General features: G+C 63.7%; 18 protein-coding genes. 10 read left to right on the top strand and 8 right to left on the bottom strand.

The features are described 5' to 3' along the window. Entirely contained in the window at positions 1-3,519 is a 3,519-nt protein-coding gene (gene dnaE, locus CCK87_RS05535; RefSeq protein WP_086460488.1) for a DNA polymerase III subunit alpha, read from the top strand. A gap of 31 nt (positions 3,520-3,550) precedes the next feature. Here the strand turns inward: dnaE and CCK87_RS05540 are convergent, their stop codons facing one another. After that, positions 3,551-4,090: a flavin reductase family protein gene (locus CCK87_RS05540; RefSeq protein WP_086460489.1), complete on the bottom strand. Its 540-nt coding sequence runs from the start codon at positions 4,088-4,090 to the stop codon at positions 3,551-3,553. An 82-nt stretch (positions 4,091-4,172) separates the two neighbouring features. On the opposite strand from CCK87_RS05540, the gene hisD reads away from it, so the two are divergent. From hisD to CCK87_RS05555, 3 genes are read left to right on the top strand one after another with little or no spacing between them, the layout of a single operon-like run. After that, positions 4,173-5,489, top strand: a complete 1,317-nt coding sequence (hisD, locus tag CCK87_RS05545; RefSeq protein WP_086460490.1) for a histidinol dehydrogenase — start codon at positions 4,173-4,175, stop codon at positions 5,487-5,489. 10 nt (positions 5,490-5,499) lie between these two features. Further along, entirely contained in the window at positions 5,500-5,988 is a 489-nt protein-coding gene (gene nrdR / locus CCK87_RS05550; RefSeq protein WP_086460491.1) for a transcriptional regulator NrdR, read from the top strand. Positions 5,989-5,990: 2 nt separating this feature from the next. After that, positions 5,991-7,031 carry a quinone-dependent dihydroorotate dehydrogenase gene (locus CCK87_RS05555; RefSeq protein ID WP_086460492.1) on the top strand — a complete coding sequence of 347 codons (1,041 nt, stop codon included), beginning with the start codon at positions 5,991-5,993 and terminating at the stop codon, positions 7,029-7,031. On the opposite strand, the gene CCK87_RS05560 is transcribed toward CCK87_RS05555, so the two are convergent. Together CCK87_RS05560 and CCK87_RS05565 are read right to left on the bottom strand one after the other, a co-directional pair. After that, positions 7,028-7,459 carry a YdeI/OmpD-associated family protein gene (locus CCK87_RS05560; protein ID WP_086460493.1) on the bottom strand — a complete coding sequence of 144 codons (432 nt, stop codon included), beginning with the start codon at positions 7,457-7,459 and terminating at the stop codon, positions 7,028-7,030. The genes CCK87_RS05555 and CCK87_RS05560 overlap by 4 nt on opposite strands. Positions 7,460-7,497: 38 nt before the next feature. Beyond that, complete coding sequence (locus CCK87_RS05565) at positions 7,498-8,079, bottom strand: DUF3043 domain-containing protein (protein ID WP_249273739.1); 582 nt, start codon at positions 8,077-8,079, stop codon at positions 7,498-7,500. A gap of 46 nt (positions 8,080-8,125) precedes the next feature. Here CCK87_RS05565 and CCK87_RS05570 point away from each other — a divergent pair, with 46 nt between their 5' ends. The 5 genes from CCK87_RS05570 to CCK87_RS05590 all read left to right on the top strand — a co-directional run bounded on the left by CCK87_RS05570 (position 8,126) and on the right by CCK87_RS05590 (position 13,223). Beyond that, a complete protein-coding gene (locus CCK87_RS05570) occupies positions 8,126-9,556 on the top strand; it encodes a dipeptidase (RefSeq protein ID WP_086461183.1) in 1,431 nt (476 codons plus the stop codon). A gap of 108 nt (positions 9,557-9,664) precedes the next feature. Then, a complete protein-coding gene (gene erpA / locus CCK87_RS05575) occupies positions 9,665-10,027 on the top strand; it encodes an iron-sulfur cluster insertion protein ErpA (protein ID WP_086460495.1) in 363 nt (120 codons plus the stop codon). Positions 10,028-10,186: 159 nt separating this feature from the next. Next, entirely contained in the window at positions 10,187-11,056 is an 870-nt protein-coding gene (coxB, locus tag CCK87_RS05580) for a cytochrome c oxidase subunit II (protein ID WP_086460496.1), read from the top strand. Positions 11,057-11,067: 11 nt separating this feature from the next. After that, positions 11,068-12,804, top strand: a complete 1,737-nt coding sequence (ctaD, locus tag CCK87_RS05585; protein WP_086460497.1) for a cytochrome c oxidase subunit I — start codon at positions 11,068-11,070, stop codon at positions 12,802-12,804. A 2-nt stretch (positions 12,805-12,806) separates the two neighbouring features. Further along, on the top strand, positions 12,807-13,223 hold the full coding sequence (locus CCK87_RS05590; protein ID WP_086460498.1) for a cytochrome c oxidase subunit 4: 417 nt from the start codon (positions 12,807-12,809) through the stop codon (positions 13,221-13,223). A 71-nt stretch (positions 13,224-13,294) separates the two neighbouring features. Here the strand turns inward: CCK87_RS05590 and trpS are convergent, their stop codons facing one another. From trpS to CCK87_RS05615, 5 genes are all read right to left on the bottom strand, one after another. Beyond that, a complete protein-coding gene (gene trpS / locus CCK87_RS05595; protein ID WP_086460499.1) occupies positions 13,295-14,335 on the bottom strand; it encodes a tryptophan--tRNA ligase in 1,041 nt (346 codons plus the stop codon). Between the two features lie 203 nt (positions 14,336-14,538). Then, positions 14,539-16,179, bottom strand: coding sequence for a ubiquinol-cytochrome c reductase cytochrome b subunit (locus CCK87_RS05600; protein WP_086461184.1), 1,641 nt, complete (start codon positions 16,177-16,179; stop codon positions 14,539-14,541). Continuing rightward, positions 16,176-17,252 (bottom strand): Rieske 2Fe-2S domain-containing protein, encoded by a 1,077-nt coding sequence (locus tag CCK87_RS05605; protein ID WP_086460500.1) that lies wholly within the window; start codon positions 17,250-17,252, stop codon positions 16,176-16,178. The genes CCK87_RS05600 and CCK87_RS05605 overlap by 4 nt, the downstream gene beginning before the upstream one ends. Positions 17,253-17,341: 89 nt before the next feature. After that, entirely contained in the window at positions 17,342-18,130 is a 789-nt protein-coding gene (locus CCK87_RS05610; protein WP_086460501.1) for a c-type cytochrome, read from the bottom strand. A 58-nt stretch (positions 18,131-18,188) separates the two neighbouring features. After that, positions 18,189-18,857 carry a heme-copper oxidase subunit III gene (locus tag CCK87_RS05615; protein ID WP_082466303.1) on the bottom strand — a complete coding sequence of 223 codons (669 nt, stop codon included), beginning with the start codon at positions 18,855-18,857 and terminating at the stop codon, positions 18,189-18,191. A 65-nt stretch (positions 18,858-18,922) separates the two neighbouring features. On the opposite strand from CCK87_RS05615, the gene trpD reads away from it, so the two are divergent. Further along, positions 18,923-19,975, top strand: coding sequence for an anthranilate phosphoribosyltransferase (gene trpD, locus CCK87_RS05620; protein WP_086460502.1), 1,053 nt, complete (start codon positions 18,923-18,925; stop codon positions 19,973-19,975). Position 19,976: the final 1 nt, after the last annotated feature.

The raw sequence follows: 19,976 nt of genomic DNA on the forward strand, positions 1-19,976 counted from the left end.
GTGCCCTCTCACGATTCATTCGTTCACCTCCACGTGCACAGCGAGTACTCGATGCTCGATGGTGCCGCGCGGGTGAAACCCCTGATCGAGGCGGCAGTCGAGCAGGGCATGCCCGCCGTCGCCGTGACAGACCACGGCAACGTCTTCGGGGCGTTCGACTTCTGGAAGACGGCCACCGACGCGGGCATCAAACCGATCATCGGAACAGAGGCGTACATCACGCCGGGCACCGCGCGCGGCGATAAGACCAGAGTCAAGTGGGGTGGCCCGAACTCCGGCCGCGACGACGTCTCCGGGTCTGGCGCCTACACGCACATGACTCTCCTCTCCGAGACCACGGAGGGCATGCACAACCTCTTCCGACTGTCGTCGCGAGCCTCGATCGAGGGGTACTACTTCAAACCCCGTATGGATCGCGAACTGTTGAGTATGTACTCGACAGGGCTCATCGCCACCACCGGATGCCCCAGTGGCGAGGTGCAGACCCGTCTGCGTCTGGGCCAATACGACGAGGCGCGCAAGGCGGCAGCCGACTACCGTGACATCTTCGGCAAAGAGAACTACTTCGCCGAGATCATGGATCACGGACTCGGCATCGAGCGGCAGATCATGCCCGACCTGCTCCGGCTTGCCAAAGAGCTCGATCTGCCGCTGGTAGCAACCAACGACTTGCACTACACGCATGCCCACGATGCAACGAGTCACGCGGCTCTGCTGTGCGTCCAGTCGGGTTCCACTCTCTCCGACCCCAACCGTTTCAAGTTCGACGCCGACGAGTTCTATCTCAAGACCGCGGCCGAGATGCGGCACCTCTTCCGAGACCACCCGGAGGCGTGCGACAACACTCTCCTGATCGCGGAACGCTGCGAGACGGTGTTCAACACGTCCGCGAACTACATGCCGCGCTTTCCCGTTCCCGAAGGTGAGACAGAAGACAGCTGGCTCATCAAAGAGGTCGAGATCGGCTTGATGGCGCGGTACCCCAACGGCATCCCCGACGATGTGCGGGCGAGGGCCGAGTACGAGACGGGTGTCATCCTGCAGATGGGCTTCCCCGGGTACTTCCTCGTGGTGGCCGATTTCATCAACTGGTCGAAGAAGAACGGCATCCGCGTCGGCCCCGGCCGTGGTTCCGGAGCGGGCTCGATGGTGGCGTATGCGCTGAACATCACGGGCCTCGACCCGATCCGGCACGGTCTGATCTTCGAGCGGTTCCTCAACCCCGACCGCGTCTCGATGCCCGACTTCGACGTCGATTTCGACGACCGTCGCCGCGGCGAGGTCATCAGATACGTCACAGAGAAGTACGGCGACGAGCGCGTGGCCCAGATCGTCACGTACGGAACGATCAAGGCCAAGCAGGCGCTGAAGGACTCGTCTCGCGTTCTGGGCTTCCCCTTCGGCATGGGAGACAAGCTCACCAAGGCGATGCCACCGCCCATCATGGGCAAAGACATCTCCCTGTCGGGCATCTTCGACACGAAGCACCCGCGCTACAAAGAAGCGTCCGACATCCGTGCCGTGATCGAGAGCGATCCCGAGGCGCGCACCGTGTTCGACACGGCCGTCGGCATCGAGAACCTCAAGAGGCAGTGGGGTGTGCACGCTGCCGGCGTGATCATGTCGAGCGAGCCGCTGATCGACATCATCCCGATCATGAAGCGTGAGCAAGACGGGCAGATCGTCACGCAGTTCGATTACCCGGCTGCTGAGGCCCTCGGTCTCATCAAGATGGACTTCCTCGGTCTTCGCAACCTGACGATCATCGACGACGCGCTCGACAACATCCAGTCGAACCGCGGGCACCGCCCGGTCCTCGAAGAACTCGAGCTCGACGATGTGCCGTCCTACGAGCTCCTTGCACGCGGCGACACCCTCGGTGTGTTCCAGCTCGATGGTGGGGCCATGCGCTCACTCCTGCGTCTGATGAAGCCCGACAACTTCGAAGACATCTCTGCTGTGATCGCCCTCTACCGGCCTGGCCCTATGGGCGCCGACTCGCACACGAACTACGCGCTGCGCAAGAACGGGCTGCAACCGATCACGCCTATTCATCCCGAGCTCGAAGAGCCCCTCTACGAAGTACTGGGAACGACGTACGGCCTGATCGTGTACCAGGAGCAGGTGATGTCGGTCGCTCAGAAGCTCGCCGGCTTCACGCTGGCGCAGGCCGACCTGCTGCGGCGTGCGATGGGAAAGAAGAAGAAGTCCGAGCTCGACAAGCAGTTCGAGGGCTTCTCTGCCGGAATGAAAGCCAACGGCTACTCGATGGAAGCCGTGACCAAGCTCTGGGACATCCTTCTGCCGTTCTCCGACTACGCCTTCAACAAGGCGCACTCGGCGGCATACGGTGTCGTCTCGTATTGGACGGCCTACCTCAAGGCGCACTACCCGGCCGAATACATGGCGGCGCTTCTCACCAGCGTCGGCGACTCCAAAGACAAGATGGCGCTCTATCTCAACGAGTGTCGTCGCATGAACATCAAGGTCCTTCCGCCCGACGTCAACGAGTCGATCGGCTTCTTCGCCGCCGTGGGGGAGGACATCCGCTTCGGCCTCGGTGCCGTGCGCAACGTCGGGTTCAACGTCGTCGACGGCATCAAGAACTCCCGCGAAGAGAAGGGCCGCTTCGAGTCGTTCCACGACTTCCTTCGCAAGGTTCCTCTTCCTGTCACCAACAAGAGGGCTATCGAGTCTCTGATCAAGGCCGGCGCGTTCGATTCTCTGGGATCGTCGCGTCGCGCGCTGATGGAGATCCACGAGGACGCGGTCGAGAGCGCGGTGAGCGACAAGAGGGCAGAGGCGAACGGCCAGGTCGGTTTCGACTTCGACAGTCTCTGGGATGAGCCTCAGACCGAGAGTCAGGTTCCCGAGCGCCCCGAATGGACGAAGCGCGACAAGCTCGCCTTCGAGCGCGAGATGCTCGGCCTCTATGTATCCGATCATCCGCTCGCGGGTCTCGAGATTCCGCTTGCCAAGCACGCGTCGACATCGATCACCGACCTGCTCGCCAGCGAGCACACCCAAGACGGCGATCAGGTGACGGTTGCGGGCCTGATCACCAGCGTTCAGCACCGCACGGCGCGCAACAGCGGCAATCAGTACGGCATGATCCAGATCGAGGACTTCGGCGGCGAGGTCACCGCCATGTTCATGGGCAAGTCGTACCAGGAGTTCGCCCCAGCGCTGACGAACGATGCCATCGTCGTCGTACGCGGGCGCGTCAGCATGCGTGACGATGGCCTGAATCTGCACGCGTTCAGCCTGTTCTCGCCCGACCTCGGTCAGGCCGGCGGTTTCGGCCCGGTAGAGATCTCGATGACCGAGTCTCGCGCCACCACAGACACCGTGCAGGCCTTGAACGACGTCCTCATCCGGCACTCCGGAGACACCGAGGTCCGCCTGAAGCTGGTCAAGGGTCAGACAGCGAGGGTGTTCGAGATCCCTTATCCGGTGCGGGTATCGGCAGATCTGTACGGCGAATTGAAGTCATTGCTCGGCCCGAACTGCCTGGCGTGAGGCCGCTGCTCTCGCGTGCCCGACGCGAGGGCTACGCGTGGTCGCCGAGAAGACGGTACGCCCGCTCGTGGTACAGCAGCGCCTCATCGTCATCGCCGAGGCCGCCCTGCTCCACCTGAACGGCGACGACGGCGTTGTTGTGCAGTGGCATACGTCCGATGATGCGCCCCACCATCCATGCGGTCACGTCGTTCAGAATCGGCAATCCATGCGGGCCCGCGTGCCAGTGATCGCCCTCGAAGCGCAGGGCGTGGTCGCCGGACATGATCTCGGCGACGGCCCTGTTACGCGCGCCGAGCATGTGGATGGCCACATAGTCGGTCTCGGCGATGGCCCGCCAGGCGCTGGCGGAGCGCGCCATATTGAAGGTCGCCATCGGCGGTACAGCGGAGAGCGACGACAACGACGTGGCGGTGAAGCCGACGGGTGCGCCATCGGGGGAGAGGGCGGTCACGACGGCCACGCCGGCAGCGTGGCGCCGAAACGCCTGCTTGAAGGCGACGAGGTCGTCGGGAGTCTGCGGCTGACTGGACGTGCCCTCGGGCGCGTCGGGCTGGGTTGTATCGGTCACACTGTCCTCCAACTCGACACTGCGTGTGAGCTATTCCCTGCGGCGGCCGCCGACGGGCACTGGCCAATACAATGGACAGGCCATGATTCAGACGATCGACCTTCGGGGTCACAAGCCTAGCCCTTCAGAACTCATCGACCTCGTGCCTCGGTCATTGACCGACGTGTCGGTAGCGCGGGTCGCAGCTCAGCAGCTGATCGATGACGTGATCGACAGGGGAGAGCAGGCGATCCTCGACCAGGCGCTGCGATTCGACGGTGTCACGCCGCGGTCGATCCGGGTGTCCCAGAGCGACATCGACGACGCTGTCGCCACACTCGATCCTCAGGTGCGCGCGGCTCTCGAAGAAGCGATCGAGCGTGTTCGCAAGGCGACACGAGCTCAGGTTCCGTCGGCCACGACGACGACGCTGGGCGATGGCGCTGTCATCGAGCAGCGGTGGCACCCAGTCGAACGGGTCGGTCTCTACGTTCCGGGCGGCAAAGCGGTCTACCCGTCGAGTGTGGTGATGAACGTGGTGCCCGCGCAGATCGCCGGAGTCGCATCGATCGCCCTCGTATCACCCGCACAGAGCGAATTCGGTGGATCCGTGCACCCGACGATTCTCGGTGCAGCGGGACTGCTGGGAATCACCGAGGTCTACGCCATGGGCGGAGCGGGCGCCATCGGTGCACTCGCCTTCGGCGTTCCCGACCTCGATCTCCACCCGGTTCAGGTCATCACCGGCCCGGGCAACGTCTATGTCGCCGCGGCGAAGCGCATCGTCGGTTCGCGAACGGGTATCGACTCCGAAGCCGGACCGACCGAGATCCTCATCATCGCCGACGCAAGCGCGGATTCCTCGTTCGTCACAGCCGACCTGGTGAGCCAGGCCGAACACGACGAGCTGGCGGCGGCGGTCCTCGTGACCGATTCGCCGGAACTCGCCGACCAGGTTCGGTCACTTCTCGACGATGTCGCACGCTCGACCCGTCACGCCGAGAGGGTGGCGATCGCGCTCGACGGCGTGCAGTCGGCGATCGTGCTCGTCGACGATCTGTCGGCCGCCGCCGACTTCAGCAATGCCTACGGTCCAGAGCACCTCGAGATCCAGACGGTCGATCCAGACGCCGTCGTCTCGACGATCCACAACGCCGGCGCGATTTTTCTGGGCGCTTATTCGCCCGTCAGCCTCGGCGACTACCTGGCGGGCTCCAATCACGTGCTTCCGACGGGAGGTCAGTCGCGATTCTCCTCAGGCCTCGGCGCCTACACCTTCCTCCGTCCGCAGCAGATCATCCGTTACGACCGTGCGGCGCTGCAGGACGTGAAAGACCGCATCCACGCGCTCGCCGAGTCCGAGAATCTTCCGGCGCACGCTGAGGCTGTTGCCGTACGCTTCCACTCTCCCGACCGTTAGGCCCCGCGACATGTTCTGCCCCTACTGCCGCTATCCCGATTCGCGCGTCGTCGACTCCCGAACGACCGATGACGGCCTCGCCATCAGACGCCGACGCCAGTGTCCCGAGTGCGGTCGGCGCTTCAGCACAACGGAGACCGCGAGCCTCAACGTGATCAAGCGCAGCGGTGTGGTCGTGCCGTTCAGTCGAGACAAGATCGTGAGCGGCGTGCGAAAAGCGTGTCAGGGTCGGCCGGTCACCGATTCCGACCTGGCCATCCTCGCGCAGCGCGTCGAAGAGACCGTCCGGCTCAGCGGTGCCGCCCAGATCGAGGCCAACGATATCGGCCTGGCTATCCTGCAGCCGCTTCGTGAACTCGACGAAGTGGCGTACCTGCGTTTCGCCAGCGTCTATCAGGGGTTCGATTCGCTCGACGACTTCGAAGCGGCGATCACGCTGCTGAGAGTCGAGCACGAGGCAGCCCGATCGAGCAACGACAGCGAAGCCACGGTCGACTGAGAATGTATCCGCTCCTCTTCGCCCACGTCCTGACGCGTATCGATCCGGAGCGCGCACATCACCTCGCGTTCACGGTGATCCGACTCATTCCACGTCTCGGTCTCGGCGGTATCTTTCGTCGCCTCACCGCATCCCGATCGCCGCATGCCGTGCATACGCTGGGGCTCGAATTCGCGACCCCATTCGGCCTCGCGGCCGGTTTCGACAAGGATGCCCGCGGCATCCAGGGGCTGGGCGCGCTCGGGTTCGGGCATGTGGAGGTGGGCACGATAACGGCTCATCCACAGCCGGGTAATGAGAAGCCCCGCCTCTTTCGTCTCATAGCCGATCGAGCGGTCGTGAACCGCATGGGATTCAACAACGGGGGAGCGGCCGAGGCGTCGCTCCGTGTTGCTCGGGCAACGGGGCTTCGAGGAAGGCCCGTGATCGGTGTCAACATCGGAAAGAGTCGCGTGGTCGCCGTCGACGACGCGATCGGCGACTACATCTCGAGCACCCGCGCCCTCGCGCCGGTGGCCGACTACCTCGTGGTCAACGTCAGCTCTCCGAATACTCCGGGATTGCGTGGGCTGCAGGAGATCGACAAGCTCGAGCCTCTTCTCAGGGCGGTGAAGACCGAGGCGGGTTCCACGCCGCTCCTCGTGAAGATCGCGCCCGATCTCACCGACGAGGAGGTAGAGAGAGTGTCGCGACTCGCCGTCGATCTCGGTCTCGATGGCATCATCGCCACGAACACGACGCTCTCGAGACAGGGGCTCCGCACATCCGAGGAGACCGTCACCGCGGCGGGAGCCGGGGGGCTCTCCGGGGCGCCTCTCGCTGCGAGGTCGCTCGATGTGCTGCGCGTCATTCGGTCGGTGGTCCCGGCCGAGCTCTGTGTGATCTCGGTCGGTGGCGTCGAGACGGCTCACGACGTGGCCGAACGGCTGCGGGCGGGGGCCACCCTGGTGCAGGGGTACACGGCGTTCCTCTACCGTGGCCCGCTCTGGGCTCGGCAGATCAACCGCGGTCTGGACCGACTTCTGCAGACGGAGCGGTTCTAGCGGAGTTCTGCCAGAGCGGCCTCGACGCGCTTTTGCCGGGTCGACTCGGTCTTCGCCGACTCGACCGACAGCACGATGCGATTCTGGTTCGTGAACGACAGCGCATCGAAGCGGGCCTTCGCCTCGGGCTCGCCGCTGAAAGCACGAGCGAGGTCGTCTGGAACCGTCACGGTACGAGGCGCGCTGTCTCTCTCGATCTCGACCTCGACCACGTCGCCACCGGCGACGTTCGCGGCCGATCGATTGGCTGCGCTCAGCGAGATCATCAGCCGGCCCTTGTAGGGCGCGACGCTGCTGCGGTAACTGTGAGACCCGAGAGTGACGACGACCGGGATCCGTTTCTCGGCGCCGAGCGCCGACATGATGTCGGCGGGCACCTCGAGGCCGGTGTTGTTGCCGTCGAGCACGATCGTCGTCGTGAACTTCATGGTGTCGGCGTTCGGCGTCGGCTAAGGGCCGCCGGAGATCAGACCGGGAACTTGCCGCGCTTGACCTGCGGCTTGGGCAGACGAAGAGGCCGCAACTGCAGGGCGCGCATCGCCGCGTACCAGCGAACGCCCTTCTCGACCTTGCTGTCGCCGAACTTGGCCTTGAGCTTGCGGGTGACCAGCCAGCCCAACAGGAGGCTGTCGACCACGACGAGCAGCACGAACGCGTAGAGGGCCAGCATCAAGGCGGTCTGCACGGTGGGGTTCGGAACGAGGGTCGCGAGAATGACCGCGAACATCACCGGAATCATGACCTCACCGAGACTGAACCGGGCATCGACATAGTCGCGCACGTAACGGCGCTGCGGACCCTTGTCACGGATGGGGAGGAACTTCTCCTCGCCGTTCGCCATGCCGACGCGCGCGCGGTCGCGCGACTCCTGCAGCTTCGCCCGTGACGCCTTGCGCGCCTCTTTGTTGTCGCCGGCGACGAGGGGGCGCTTGTTGGCGGCCTCCCGTTCCTTGCGGGTGGGAGTCGCGTGGCCCTTGCCGCTGAGGGGGGCGTCGTCGAGCTGCGCGTCGCGCGGTGCGTCGAGAGCGGGGGCTTTGTCTTTGGCCACGATGTACGTCCTTGCCGAGAAGTGCAGAAGTATAAAGTTTACCTCTATGACTGAGAACACGGGCGCGACATATTCCGACGACACCGACCTGCAGCGAGTGGTGCGCCGCATCGTCGAGCAGAACATGCCGGCATCCGTCGCGACGCTGACCGACCTCGTGCGCATACCTTCTGTGTCGTGGGATGCGTTCGATCGCGCCTTCGTTGCGCAGAGCGCTGATGCGGTCGCGTCGCTGCTCGAGCAGACGGGTGCCTTCGACTCGGTGATCGTCTCCCAGGCCGAGACCCCTGAGGGCACTCTCGGCCAGCCGGCCGTGCTGGCTTCGCGCGCAGCGAAGAACGGCCGCCCCACGGTGCTGCTCTACGCTCATCACGACGTTCAGCCTCCCGGCGATGACGCTGATTGGGACTCCGCTCCCTACGAGCCCACTATTCGAGGCGACCGCCTCTACGGCCGTGGGGCATCCGATGACAAGGCCGGCGTCGTCTCGCACGTCGCGTCTGTCAGCGCCCTGGTCGAGGCGACGGCGAACGAGTTCGATCTCGGACTCGTCGTCTTCATCGAAGGCGAAGAGGAGTTCGGTTCGCGATCGTTCTCGGCGTTTCTCGACAAACACCGTGACCAGCTCGAGGCCGATGTCATCGTCGTCGCCGACTCCGACAACTGGAACGTCGACACCCCGGCCCTCACCATCAGCCTTCGGGGCAACGTCACCTTCAAGCTCACCGTGCGCACGCTCGAGCATGCGTCGCACTCGGGCATGTTCGGGGGAGCGGCTCCGGATGCGATGCTCGCGATGGTGCGGCTCCTCGCTACGCTGCATGGCGACGACGGGTCGGTCGCCGTCGACGGTCTCGTCGGCACCGAGGGAGCTACCCCTGACTATCCCGAGAGCCAGCTGGCACACGAGGCTGGATTCGTCGAGGGAGTGACGAGCGTCGGTCACGGTTCGATCCTTTCTCGTCTCTGGTTCCAGCCGGCCGTCACGGTCACCGGAATCGATGCGCCCAGCGTCGCCAACGCATCCAACACTCTTCTGCCACAGGTCGCGGCGCGCATCAGCTCTCGTATCGCCCCGGGACAGAAGGCCAGTGACGCATTCGCGGCGATCGAGAGGCACCTGCGAGAGAACGCCCCCTTCGGAGCAGCGATCGAGATCAGCGACGTCGACCTCGGCGACGCGTTCCTCGTCGATACGACCGGCTGGGCAGTCCGCGAAGCAAAGACGGCGATGAAGGACGGCTGGGGCGTCGATGCCGTCGACACGGGCATCGGTGGGTCGATCCCGTTCATTTCGGATCTCGCCCGCGTCTTCCCGTCGGCACAGATTCTCGTCACCGGGGTGGAGGATCCCGACACTCGTGCGCACAGCCCCAACGAGTCCCAGCATCTGGGAGTCCTGAAGCGTGCGATTCTGAGCGAGGCCTTCCTTCTCGCCCGGCTGAACGAGCGAACTCTCGCCGAGCTGGCGGAATGAATTCCGCCCACGCACGGTTTGCGTGTTTAGACTGACGAGTAGCGACGTGCGTGTGCGAGGGATCGCGTATCACGGCGCACGTGCTTTCCCGACTTACTAGGAGCAGCCATGAGCGACACCGTATTGACCCAGACCGAGGCTCCCAGCCACCGCGTGGGCGTCACCGACGCCGCAGCCGAGAAGGTGCGCAGCCTGCTCGTCCAAGAGGGCCGCGAAGACCTCCGCCTTCGCGTCGCCGTGCAGCCCGGCGGCTGCTCGGGCCTGATCTATCAGCTGTACTTCGATGAGCGTCAGCTCGACGGCGACGCCGTCGTCGACTACAACGGGGTCGAGGTCATCGTCGACGAGATGAGCGTTCCCTACCTCGACGGCGCGACCATCGACTTCGAAGACACCATCCAGAAGCAGGGGTTCACGATCGACAACCCCAACGCGGGCGGAAGCTGCGCCTGCGGCGATTCGTTCCACTGATTCTTCGGGCCGACGAGGCCCGGAATCACGCTGTTCCGCACGGGAGTCGCTGTCAAGCGGCTCCCTTTGTGGATTCAGGCGGGCGTGTTATGTCGAGTAGGCTAGAGCACGGTTCTCTACACTTGTCGGTAGTTCCTCCGACAGTCTTCCGAAAGGTCACTGGTGCGCTCTCGACGTCTCCGCCTGGCTGCAATTCCCATTGCCGCCACCCTCGCATTCCTCCTCGCGGGCTGCACTCAGCAGCAGCTCCAGGGGTGGCTGCCCACCGAGCCGGGAACGACGAACAACGTCGACCGGGTGATCGGGCTCTGGGTCACGTCATGGATCGTGCTTCTCATCGTCGGAGTGATCACCTGGGGCCTCACGCTCTGGGCCGTGATCGTCTACCGTCGCCGCCGCGGACAGACCGGTCTCCCCGCTCAGCTGCGCTACAACATGCCGATCGAGATCTTCTACACGGTCGTCCCGCTGATCCTCGTGCTCGGGTTCTTCGCTTTCACCGCTCGTGACCAGTCGGCCATCGAGGCCAAGTACGACGACCCCGACGTCACGATCGCCGTCTACGGCAAGCAGTGGGCGTGGGACTTCAACTACGTCGACGAAGACGTCTACTCCGCCGGCATCCAGGGCCAGGAGAACCCCAACGACGCCAAGGGCAGCCTTGTCGAGTCCGAGATCCCCACGCTCTACCTGCCGGTCGGCAAGAAGATCGAGATCCAGCTCGAGGCTCGCGACGTCATCCACTCCTTCTGGGTCATCGACTTCCTGTACAAGAAAGACATGATCCCCGGCAAGACGAACTACATGTACGTCACGCCGGAGCGCATCGGAACCTACGACGGAAAGTGCGCCGAGCTCTGCGGCGAGTACCACTCGCTCATGCTCTTCAAGGTCAAGGTCGTCTCGCAGGATGACTACGACGCGTACATCAAGTCTCTGAAGGACGCCGGCTTCAACGGCCAGCTCGGACACGAGTACGACAGAAATCAGAACCTCCCCGGCACGACGTCGCCCCGGGTAGCGGAGTAGGGGAAACGCAGATGACGACTACAGCCGTAGCGCCGACCACCGGTCAGGCTCTCAACGACGGACAGTCCCGCAGCGCGGAGCGCAAGGGCAACGTCCTGGTCAAGTGGATCACCTCCACCGACCACAAGACCATCGGGTACATGTACCTGATCTCCTCATTCATCTACTTCTGCCTCGGCGGAGTGATGGCCCTGGTCATCCGTGCTCAGCTCTTCGAGCCCGGGCTCGAGATCCTTCAGACCAAGGATCAGTACAACCAGCTGTTCACCATGCACGGCACGATCATGCTGCTCATGTTCGCTACGCCGCTGTTCGCGGGTTTCGCGAACGTGCTCATGCCGCTGCAGATCGGCGCCCCCGACGTCGCGTTCCCGCGACTGAACGCCTTCGCGTACTGGCTCTACAGCTTCGGCAGCCTCATCGCCGTCGCGGGCTTCCTCACCCCCCAGGGTGCCGCCTCCTTCGGCTGGTTCGCCTACGCGCCTCTGTCGAGCGAGACGTTCACTCCGGGTGACGGCGGAAACCTCTGGGTCATCGGTCTCGGAATCTCCGGATTCGGAACGATCCTCGGAGCGGTGAACTTCATCACGACCATCATCACGATGCGCGCCCCGGGCATGACCATGTTCCGCATGCCCATCTTCACCTGGAACATCCTGGTGACGTCGATCCTCGTGCTGATGGCGTTCCCGGTCCTCGCCGCGGCTCTCTTCGCCCTTGGCGCCGACCGCATACTCGGGGCCCACGTCTACGACGCCGCGAACGGGGGAGTGCTGCTCTGGCAGCACCTGTTCTGGTTCTTCGGACACCCCGAGGTCTACATCATCGCTTTGCCGTTCTTCGGCATCGTGTCCGAGGTGTTCCCTGTCTTCAGCCGCAAGCCCATCTTCGGTTACAAGACCCTGATCTACGCGACGATCTCGATCGCAGCTCTCTCCGTCACCGTGTGGGCTCACCACATGTATGTCACCGGATCGGTTCTGCTGCCCTTCTTCGCTCTGATGACGATGCTCATCGCGGTTCCCACGGGTGTGAAGATCTTCAACTGGATCGGCACCATGTGGCGCGGTTCGGTCACCTTCGAGACCCCCATGCTCTGGGCGATCGGGTTCCTTATCACGTTCACGTTCGGTGGGCTCACCGGCGTCATCCTGGCATCGCCGCCCCTCGACTTCCACGTGTCAGACTCCTACTTCGTCGTCGCCCACTTCCACTACGTGGTCTTCGGCACCGTGGTGTTCGCCATGTTCAGCGGGTTCTACTTCTGGTGGCCCAAGTGGACCGGCAAGATGCTCAATGAGACTCTGGGCAAATGGCACTTCTGGATGCTGTTCATCGGCTTCCACACGACGTTCCTGATCCAGCACTGGCTGGGTGTCGTCGGTATGCCCCGTCGCTACGCCACGTACTCTCCTGAAGACGGCTTCACGTCGATGAACCAGGTGTCCACGGTCGGAGCGTTCCTGCTGGCGGCATCCCTGGTGCCGTTCTTCCTGAACGTGTACATCACGGCGCGTCGGGCACCCAAGGTCACGGTCAACGACCCGTGGGGCTACTCGCGTTCACTCGAGTGGGCCACGTCGTGCCCGCCCCCGAGGCACAACTTCACCTCGATTCCACGTATCCGCAGCGAGTCTCCCGCGTTCGACCTGAACCACCCCGAGGCGGGCATCCCCTTCGGCGTGGGCCCGGCCAAAGACGCGCCTGACGCGCCGACGTACGACACAGCATCCGAGAAGGTGAAGTAGCCATGAGAGCGAATAAGAATCTCTTCTGGATCCTCGCGGTCTTCTGTCTCCTTCTGTCGGGCGTCTACATCGTCTGGAGCCTCATCGACACCGGCAGGATCGAGTGGGTCGGCGCACTCGGCATTGGCCTAGCGGGCATGCTGGCCGCGTTCCTGGCGTTCTACCTGGGCCGCGTCTTCAGCGCTCAGGGAGGCGACCTCCCGGAAGACCGACTCGACTCCGACATCGACGACGGCGACCCCGAGATGGGCTTCTACAGCCCGTGGAGCTGGTGGCCCGTCATCCTCGCCGGATCAGCCTCGCTGATGCTTCTGGGGTTCGCCGTCGGAACGTGGATCACCTTCATCGGTGTCGCCCTCGTTCTGGTTGCGATCGTCGGCTGGGTCTACGAGTACTATCGCGGGTACTTCGCCCGCTAATCCCACGTGCACTTCAGGGCCCGTCTCGTTCATTCGAGACGGGCCCTTTTGTGCTGTTCCTGCCCGGCTGGTCAGTAGATCGTTCCCATCGCGGCGCGCACCTCGGCCAGCGTTGCCTCCGCGGCGGTATTCGCTGCCTCATTTCCGTCGCGGAGGATTCTGCTCGCGAGATCAGGATCCTCGGCGAATGCTCGCCGTCTCTGCCTGAGTGGTGCCAGGAAGTCATTCACGGCCGTCGCTGTCGCGGACTTCAAGGCACTGCCTCCTCGATCGCCGATCTCCTCGGCGAACTCGACAGGGTCGATGTCCATGCAGAGCGCCGCCGTCGACAGGAGCGCTGAGACACCCGGCCTGCGCTCCGGGTCGAAGGTGATCCTGCGGTCCTGATCTGTGCGGGTGTGACGGATCGCATCGACGGTCTCGTCCGGCGTCATCGAGAGCGAGATCGCGTTGCCGTAGCTCTTCGACATCTTGCGGCCGTCGAGACCCGGAACCTCCGGCGCCGAGGTGATGAGGGCATCCGGCACGGGAAACACCTGGCCGTAGCGTTCGTTGAACCGCCTGGCGATCACGCGGGTCATCTCGACATGCGGAAGGTTGTCCTTGCCGACCGGCACCAGATTGCCCTTGCAGAACAGGATGTCGGCCGCCTGATGTACCGGGTACGTCAAGAGCAGCCCGCTCAAGGCTCGCCCAGATGCCGCAGCCTCCGCTTTGACTGTGGGGTTGCGGTGCAATTCGGCTTCGGAAACGAGACTGAGAAACGGCAGAAGCAGCTGGTTGAGAGCCGGCACCGACGAGTGAGTGAAGATCGTGGCCCGCTGAGGATCTATGCCCGCCGCGAGGTAGTCCAACACCGCGCTATACACGTTCTCACGGACGTGAGCCGTTGTGTCGCGGTCGGTGATGACCTGGTAATCCGCGAGGACCAGGAACATGTCGACGCCGGCCTCCTGCAGTCGAACACGCTCTCGGATCGTGCCGAAGTAGTGCCCGAGATGAAGAGGGCCCGTCGGCCGTTCTCCGGTGACGACGCGAAAGCTCTCGGGGTGCTGCGTTACGGCGGCCGCGATCCCGATCGAGCGTTCTGCTGTTGCGCTGAGTGAATCCATCTGTGTCTCCCGACTGTGGGAGCTGCACGGAGTTCTCGCGCCTGCCACGAGCTGCGTACAGCCCGTGAACATACTTCAACCGGCTGCTAGCGCAGCCACCATGCGGAGCAGTTGAAGGTCATGAGAGGAGATTACCAAAAATCCGCCGGATCGCCTCGGGTGAGACGATCCGACGGATCAGGTTGCGCTACGTCGCCGAGAGGTTAGTGGTGACCGCCGCGCTCGATCTCTTTAGGACTCACCGGAGCGATTCGATCTTCGAAGAACCACCGCGACATCCCCGCGCGCAGGCGCTGAACCGACGTGATCTTACCCTGGGCATTCGGGCGGATCATCAGAGGCTGGTAGTCGTTGTAGTCGACCAGCTTCCAGCGCTCGTACTCGTCGACTGGCTGGTGCACCTCGATGTACTCGCCGCCGGGGAGTCGAACGATGCGCCCGGACTCGAAGCCGTGCAGAGCGATCTCGCGATCCTTCTTCTGCAGGGCCAGGCAGACGCGCTTCGTCACGAGGTATCCGACGATCGGACCGAGGATGAGCAGAGCCTGGTTCACGTGGATCACGCCCTCGATCGACAGCTGGAAGTGCGTGGCGATGAGGTCGGAGCTCGCAGCTCCCCAGAGGGCGGCGTAGAACAGAACGCCGGCGACACCGATGGCGGTGCGGGTCGGGGCGTTGCGCGGGCGGTCGAGCAGGTGGTGCTCGCGCTTGTCACCGGTGATCCAGGCCTCGATGAACGGGTAGACGAGCACCGCGACGATCAGGCCGGTGAGGATCAGTACCGGGATGATGATGTTGAACGACCAGGTACGGTCCCAGAGCTCGAACTCGAGTCCCGGCGGAATCAATCGCAGAGCGCCGTCGGCGAATCCGATGTACCAGTCAGGCTGCGTTCCGGCCGAGACCGGCGACGGGTCGTAGGGGCCGTAGTTCCAGATGGGGTTGATCGTGAAGAACGTTCCCATCAGGGCGATGACGCCGAAGACGATGAAGAAGAAGCCACCGGCCTTGGCAGCGAACATCGGCAAGATGGGGGAGCCGACGACGTTGTCCTTCGTCTGTCCCGGACCCGACCACTGCGTGTGCTTGTGCACGACGACGAAGACGAGGTGCAGGGCGAGCATGACAGCGAGGATGGCCGGCAGCAGGAGGATGTGCAGCGAGTACAGGCGTCCGACGATATCCGTGCCCGGGAACTCACCGCCGAAGAGCAGGAACGAGATCCACGTACCGACGACGGGCAGGCCCTTGATGAGACCGTCGATGATGCGGAGGCCGTTGCCGGAGAGCAGATCGTCGGGAAGCGAGTATCCCGTGAATCCCTCTGCCAGGGCCAGGATGAAGAGGATGAAGCCGATGACCCAGTTCAGCTCACGCGGCTTGCGGAACGCGCCCGTGAAGTAGATGCGCAGCATGTGGATGCCGATGGCCGCGATGAACGTCAGTGCCGCCCAGTGGTGGATCTGACGGATGAGAAGACCACCGCGGACGTCGAAGGAGATGTTCAGAGTCGACGACATAGCCGTGGACATCTCGACGCCCTTGAGCGGAACATACGAACCGTTGTAGACGACCTCGGCCATCGACGCCTGGAAGAAGAACGTGAGGAACGTTCCTGTCAGAAGGATGACGACGAAGCTGTAGAGGGCGACCTCGCCGAGCATGAACGACCAGTGGTCGGGGAAGATCTTGCGGCCGAACTCTTTGACGACGCCCGAGATGCTCGTTCGCTCGTCGATGTAGTTCGCGGCGGCCTCGGTGAAGCGGCTTGTGCTGCTCCGCTGTGACGACGTCTGTGTCGGGGCTGGGGCCGGAGCGGTGTCCGGCGTGGTCACTGTACTCATGATGAAGATCGCTCCCAAAAGCTCGGGCCGACGGGTTCGTGGAAATCGCTTTGGGCGATCAGGTAGCCTTCGCCGTCAACGGCGATGGGCAGCTGCGGCAGAGCTCGCTTCGCCGGTCCGAAGATGACCTTGCATTCTTCGGTGACGTCGAAAGTCGACTGGTGGCAGGGGCAGAGCAGGTGGTGCGTCTGCTGCTCGTAGAGGGCCACGGGGCATCCCACGTGAGTGCAGATCTTGGAGTACGCGACGATGCCGTCGTACGACCATCCGGTTCGCTCCGCGCTCTCTTTGAGCTTGGAGGGATCGAGACGCATGAGGAGAACGGCGGCTTTTGCCTTCTCTTCGAGGCGGTGCTCCGACTCGTTCAGGCCCTCGGGGATGACGTGGAAAGCTGATCCCAGCGTGACGTCGGATGCCTTGATCGGCAACCCAGACGGGTCGAGGGTGAGGCGTGCGCCCTTCTTCCAGAAGGTGTGCTCGAGCATCTCGACGGGATTCTCATTCTGAGGACCCCAGCCGCGGAAGAGAACGACGGCAGGAAGAGGGAAGGCCACGAGAGCGCCCAGGAGAGTGTTGCGGACAAGAGTGCGGCGTCCGAAACCCGATTCCTCATTCGCCTGCTTGAAGATCTCGACGGCGCGGGCGCGGGTCTCTTCGCTGCCGCGGACAGGATGGCGCTGGTCGATTCCCTCGTGATTGGCCATGAGGCTCTTCGACCAGTGCACAGCGCCGAATCCGAGTCCGAAGAGGGCGAGAACGATTCCGATGCCGAGCATCATCGTGTGCAGACGCAGCGCGCCCGTGTCGCCGTCTTCGATGGGGAACGCCATGTACGAGGCGATGGCGAAGATGCTGCCGACGATCGACAGGTAGAAGAAGGTGTAGACCTGTCGTTCGGCCTTCTTCTCCGCCTTCGGGTCGGTGTCGGTCACACGCGGACGGTGAGCCGGGAATCCCGGGTTCTCGAACGTCTCGGACGGGATGACGGCCGTGCCAGGAGCTGCCGTCTCGTGAGAGACGCCAGCCGACGAAACAGCGGTGATGTCCTTGCCGCTCAGATCGTCATGTGCCATGTGATTGCCTTTCGAGCTTTTCTTCGAGACCGTCCTTCGCAGGTCGTCCTCGCCTCGGTGAAGAATGTGTTAGCAGCCGGTCCGCTGGTCTAGTTCGACTTCGCGGTGAGCCACACGGTCAGGGCGACGATGGCACCCAGCCCGAAGATCCACACGAAGAGTCCCTCTGCCACGGGGCCCAAGCTGCCGAGTTCGTATCCGCCAGGAGACGGGTTCTTCTCGATGTACTTGAGGTAGGTGATGACGTCGCGCTTGTCTTCGGGGGAGAGGTTCTTGTCGTTGAAGACCGGCATGTTCTGCGGACCCGTGACCATGGCCTCGTAGATGTGGACTGCGGCGACACCCGTCAGCGCGGGAGCGAATTTGCCCTCAGTAAGCGCTCCACCGGCGCCGGCCACGTTGTGGCACATGGCGCAGTTGATGCGGAAGAGTTCGGCTCCGTTACTGGCATCGCCGTCTCCGTCGAGCAGGCTGTCGTCGGGAACCGCGGGGCCGGGGGAGAGGGAGGCGACGTAGGCCGCGAGTGCCTCCGTGTCTTCGGCGGTGAACTGCGGGGGCTTCTCCATGGCCTGCGGGCCCTGCATGGCCATGGGCATACGACCGGTGCCGACCTGGAAGTCGACCGAGGCAGCGCCGACGCCGAGAAGGCTCGGGCCTGCTCCGGTGCCCTGGAGGTCTAGTCCGTGGCAGCTGGCGCAGTTGGCGGCGAAGAGCTTCTTGCCCTCGTCGATCGTCGTCTGCGATGCGGTGCTGGTCTCGGCTGTGGCCGTGCTGCTGAAGAGCGCGTACCCACCACCGGTGAACATGAGTCCGATTGCGATCAGGGCAACGGTCGCCAGCGGGTGACGTCTGTTTGCCGTGCTGCCTTTTCGGGCCATTCTCTTCACTCTTTTCACAACTCTCTTCATTCGACCGGGACTCGGGTGGGCCGGTCGATTATTTCAGCACGTAGATGACGAGGAACAGGCCGATCCAGACCACGTCGACGAAGTGCCAGTAGTACGAGACGACGATGGCGCTGGTCGCCTCTCGGTGTCCCATGTTCTTTACGGCGAAGATTCGGCCGATGACGAGCAGGAAGGCGATGAGGCCGCCTGTCACGTGGAGACCGTGGAAACCGGTGGTCAGGTAGAACGCAGATCCGTAGGCGCTGGAGCTCATCGAGATGCCCTCGGAGACGAGGGTGGCGTACTCGAAGATCTGGCCGGAGACGAAGATGGCGCCGAGCAGGTAAGTGAGGAAGAACCACTCGGTCGTGCCCCACTGGGTCGGCTTCCAACCGGTGGCGCGGGCTTGCAGACGCTCGGCAGCGAAGACACCGGCCTGACAGGTGAACGAACTCGCGACGAGGATGAGCGTGTTCACGAGGGAGAAGGGAACGTTGAGAACGCTCGACTCACTCTCCCACAACGGCCCCGACGTACTGCGGAGAGTGAAGTAGATGGCGAAGAGGCCGGCGAAGAACATCACCTCGCTTCCGAGCCACACGATTGTGCCCACTGCCACGACGTTCGGTCGTTGGATCAGGGGGGCACTCGAAGTCTGGGTCAGGGAGCTGCTCGTCACTTCTCCATTATGTCCGATATCAGCACAGGGTTTTTGCATTTGGGTATGAGTGGCGGCGCCCATTGACACCGGTCGATCAGCCGTCCGGCCTTTAGAATCGGCCTATGGCGTACTCAGAGTCCTGGTCCGGAATTCTCTCCACTCTTCTTGCCCGAGAGGATCTTTCGGTATCGGACTCCTCGTGGGCGATGGATCAGATCATGACGGGCGAGGCATCCGACGCTCAACTCGCCGCCTTTCTCGTCGCCCTGCGTGCCAAGGGCGAGACGGTCGACGAGATCGTCGGATTCCGGGATGCAGTACTCGACCACGCCATCAGCCTGGATGTCGACCCACTCGCTCTCGACATCGTCGGCACGGGGGGCGACAGGCATGGCACCGTGAACGTCTCGACCATGGCATCGATCGTGGCTGCCGCTGCCGGCGTTCCCGTCGTGAAGCACGGAAACAAGGCGGCCAGTTCGAAGTCCGGTTCGTCGGACGTGCTGCAGGCACTGGGCGTCGATCTCGATATCTCGAACGTACGCACCGCTCAGGTGCTCGACGAAGCGGGAATCACGTTCGCTTTCGCGGCGAAGTTCCACCCGGGTTTCGGCAATGTCGCCAACGTCCGGCGGGAATTGGGAGTGCCGACCGTCTTCAACTACCTCGGCCCGCTGTGCAACCCGGCCCGGCCCGAGGCATCCGCTGTCGGTGTGGCCCAGCTCGACAGGGTGCCGATTTTCGTCGGCGTCTTCCAGACTCGAGGCGCCACCGCCCTCGTGTTTCGTGGGGACGACGGACTCGACGAATTGACCACCACGGGCCACAGCCACATCTGGGAGGTGTCGCTGGGTGCTGTGGTCGAACACGATCTCGACCCCCGCGATCTGGGTCTGGCCCGAGCCAAGATCGGCGATCTGCTCGGCGGCGACGCTCAGCACAACGCCGATATCGCCAGGCGGGTGCTTCAGGGAGAGTCAGGACCGGTCCGCGACATCGTTCTGCTCAACGCCGCTGCGGGTCTCGTTGCGTTCGAGCTCGCATCGGATCCCGAGCAGGGACGCCGATCGATCGTGGAGCGCCTGCGCGAAAAAATGACCGTCGCCGCCCGGACGATCGACTCCGGGGCGGCGACGGCCACTCTCGACGCGTGGGCCACGGCCACGCGTCATTGAC

This window comes from Agreia sp. VKM Ac-1783 (genome assembly GCF_900177765.1).
Taxonomy (GTDB): Bacteria; Actinomycetota; Actinomycetes; order Actinomycetales; family Microbacteriaceae; genus Agreia.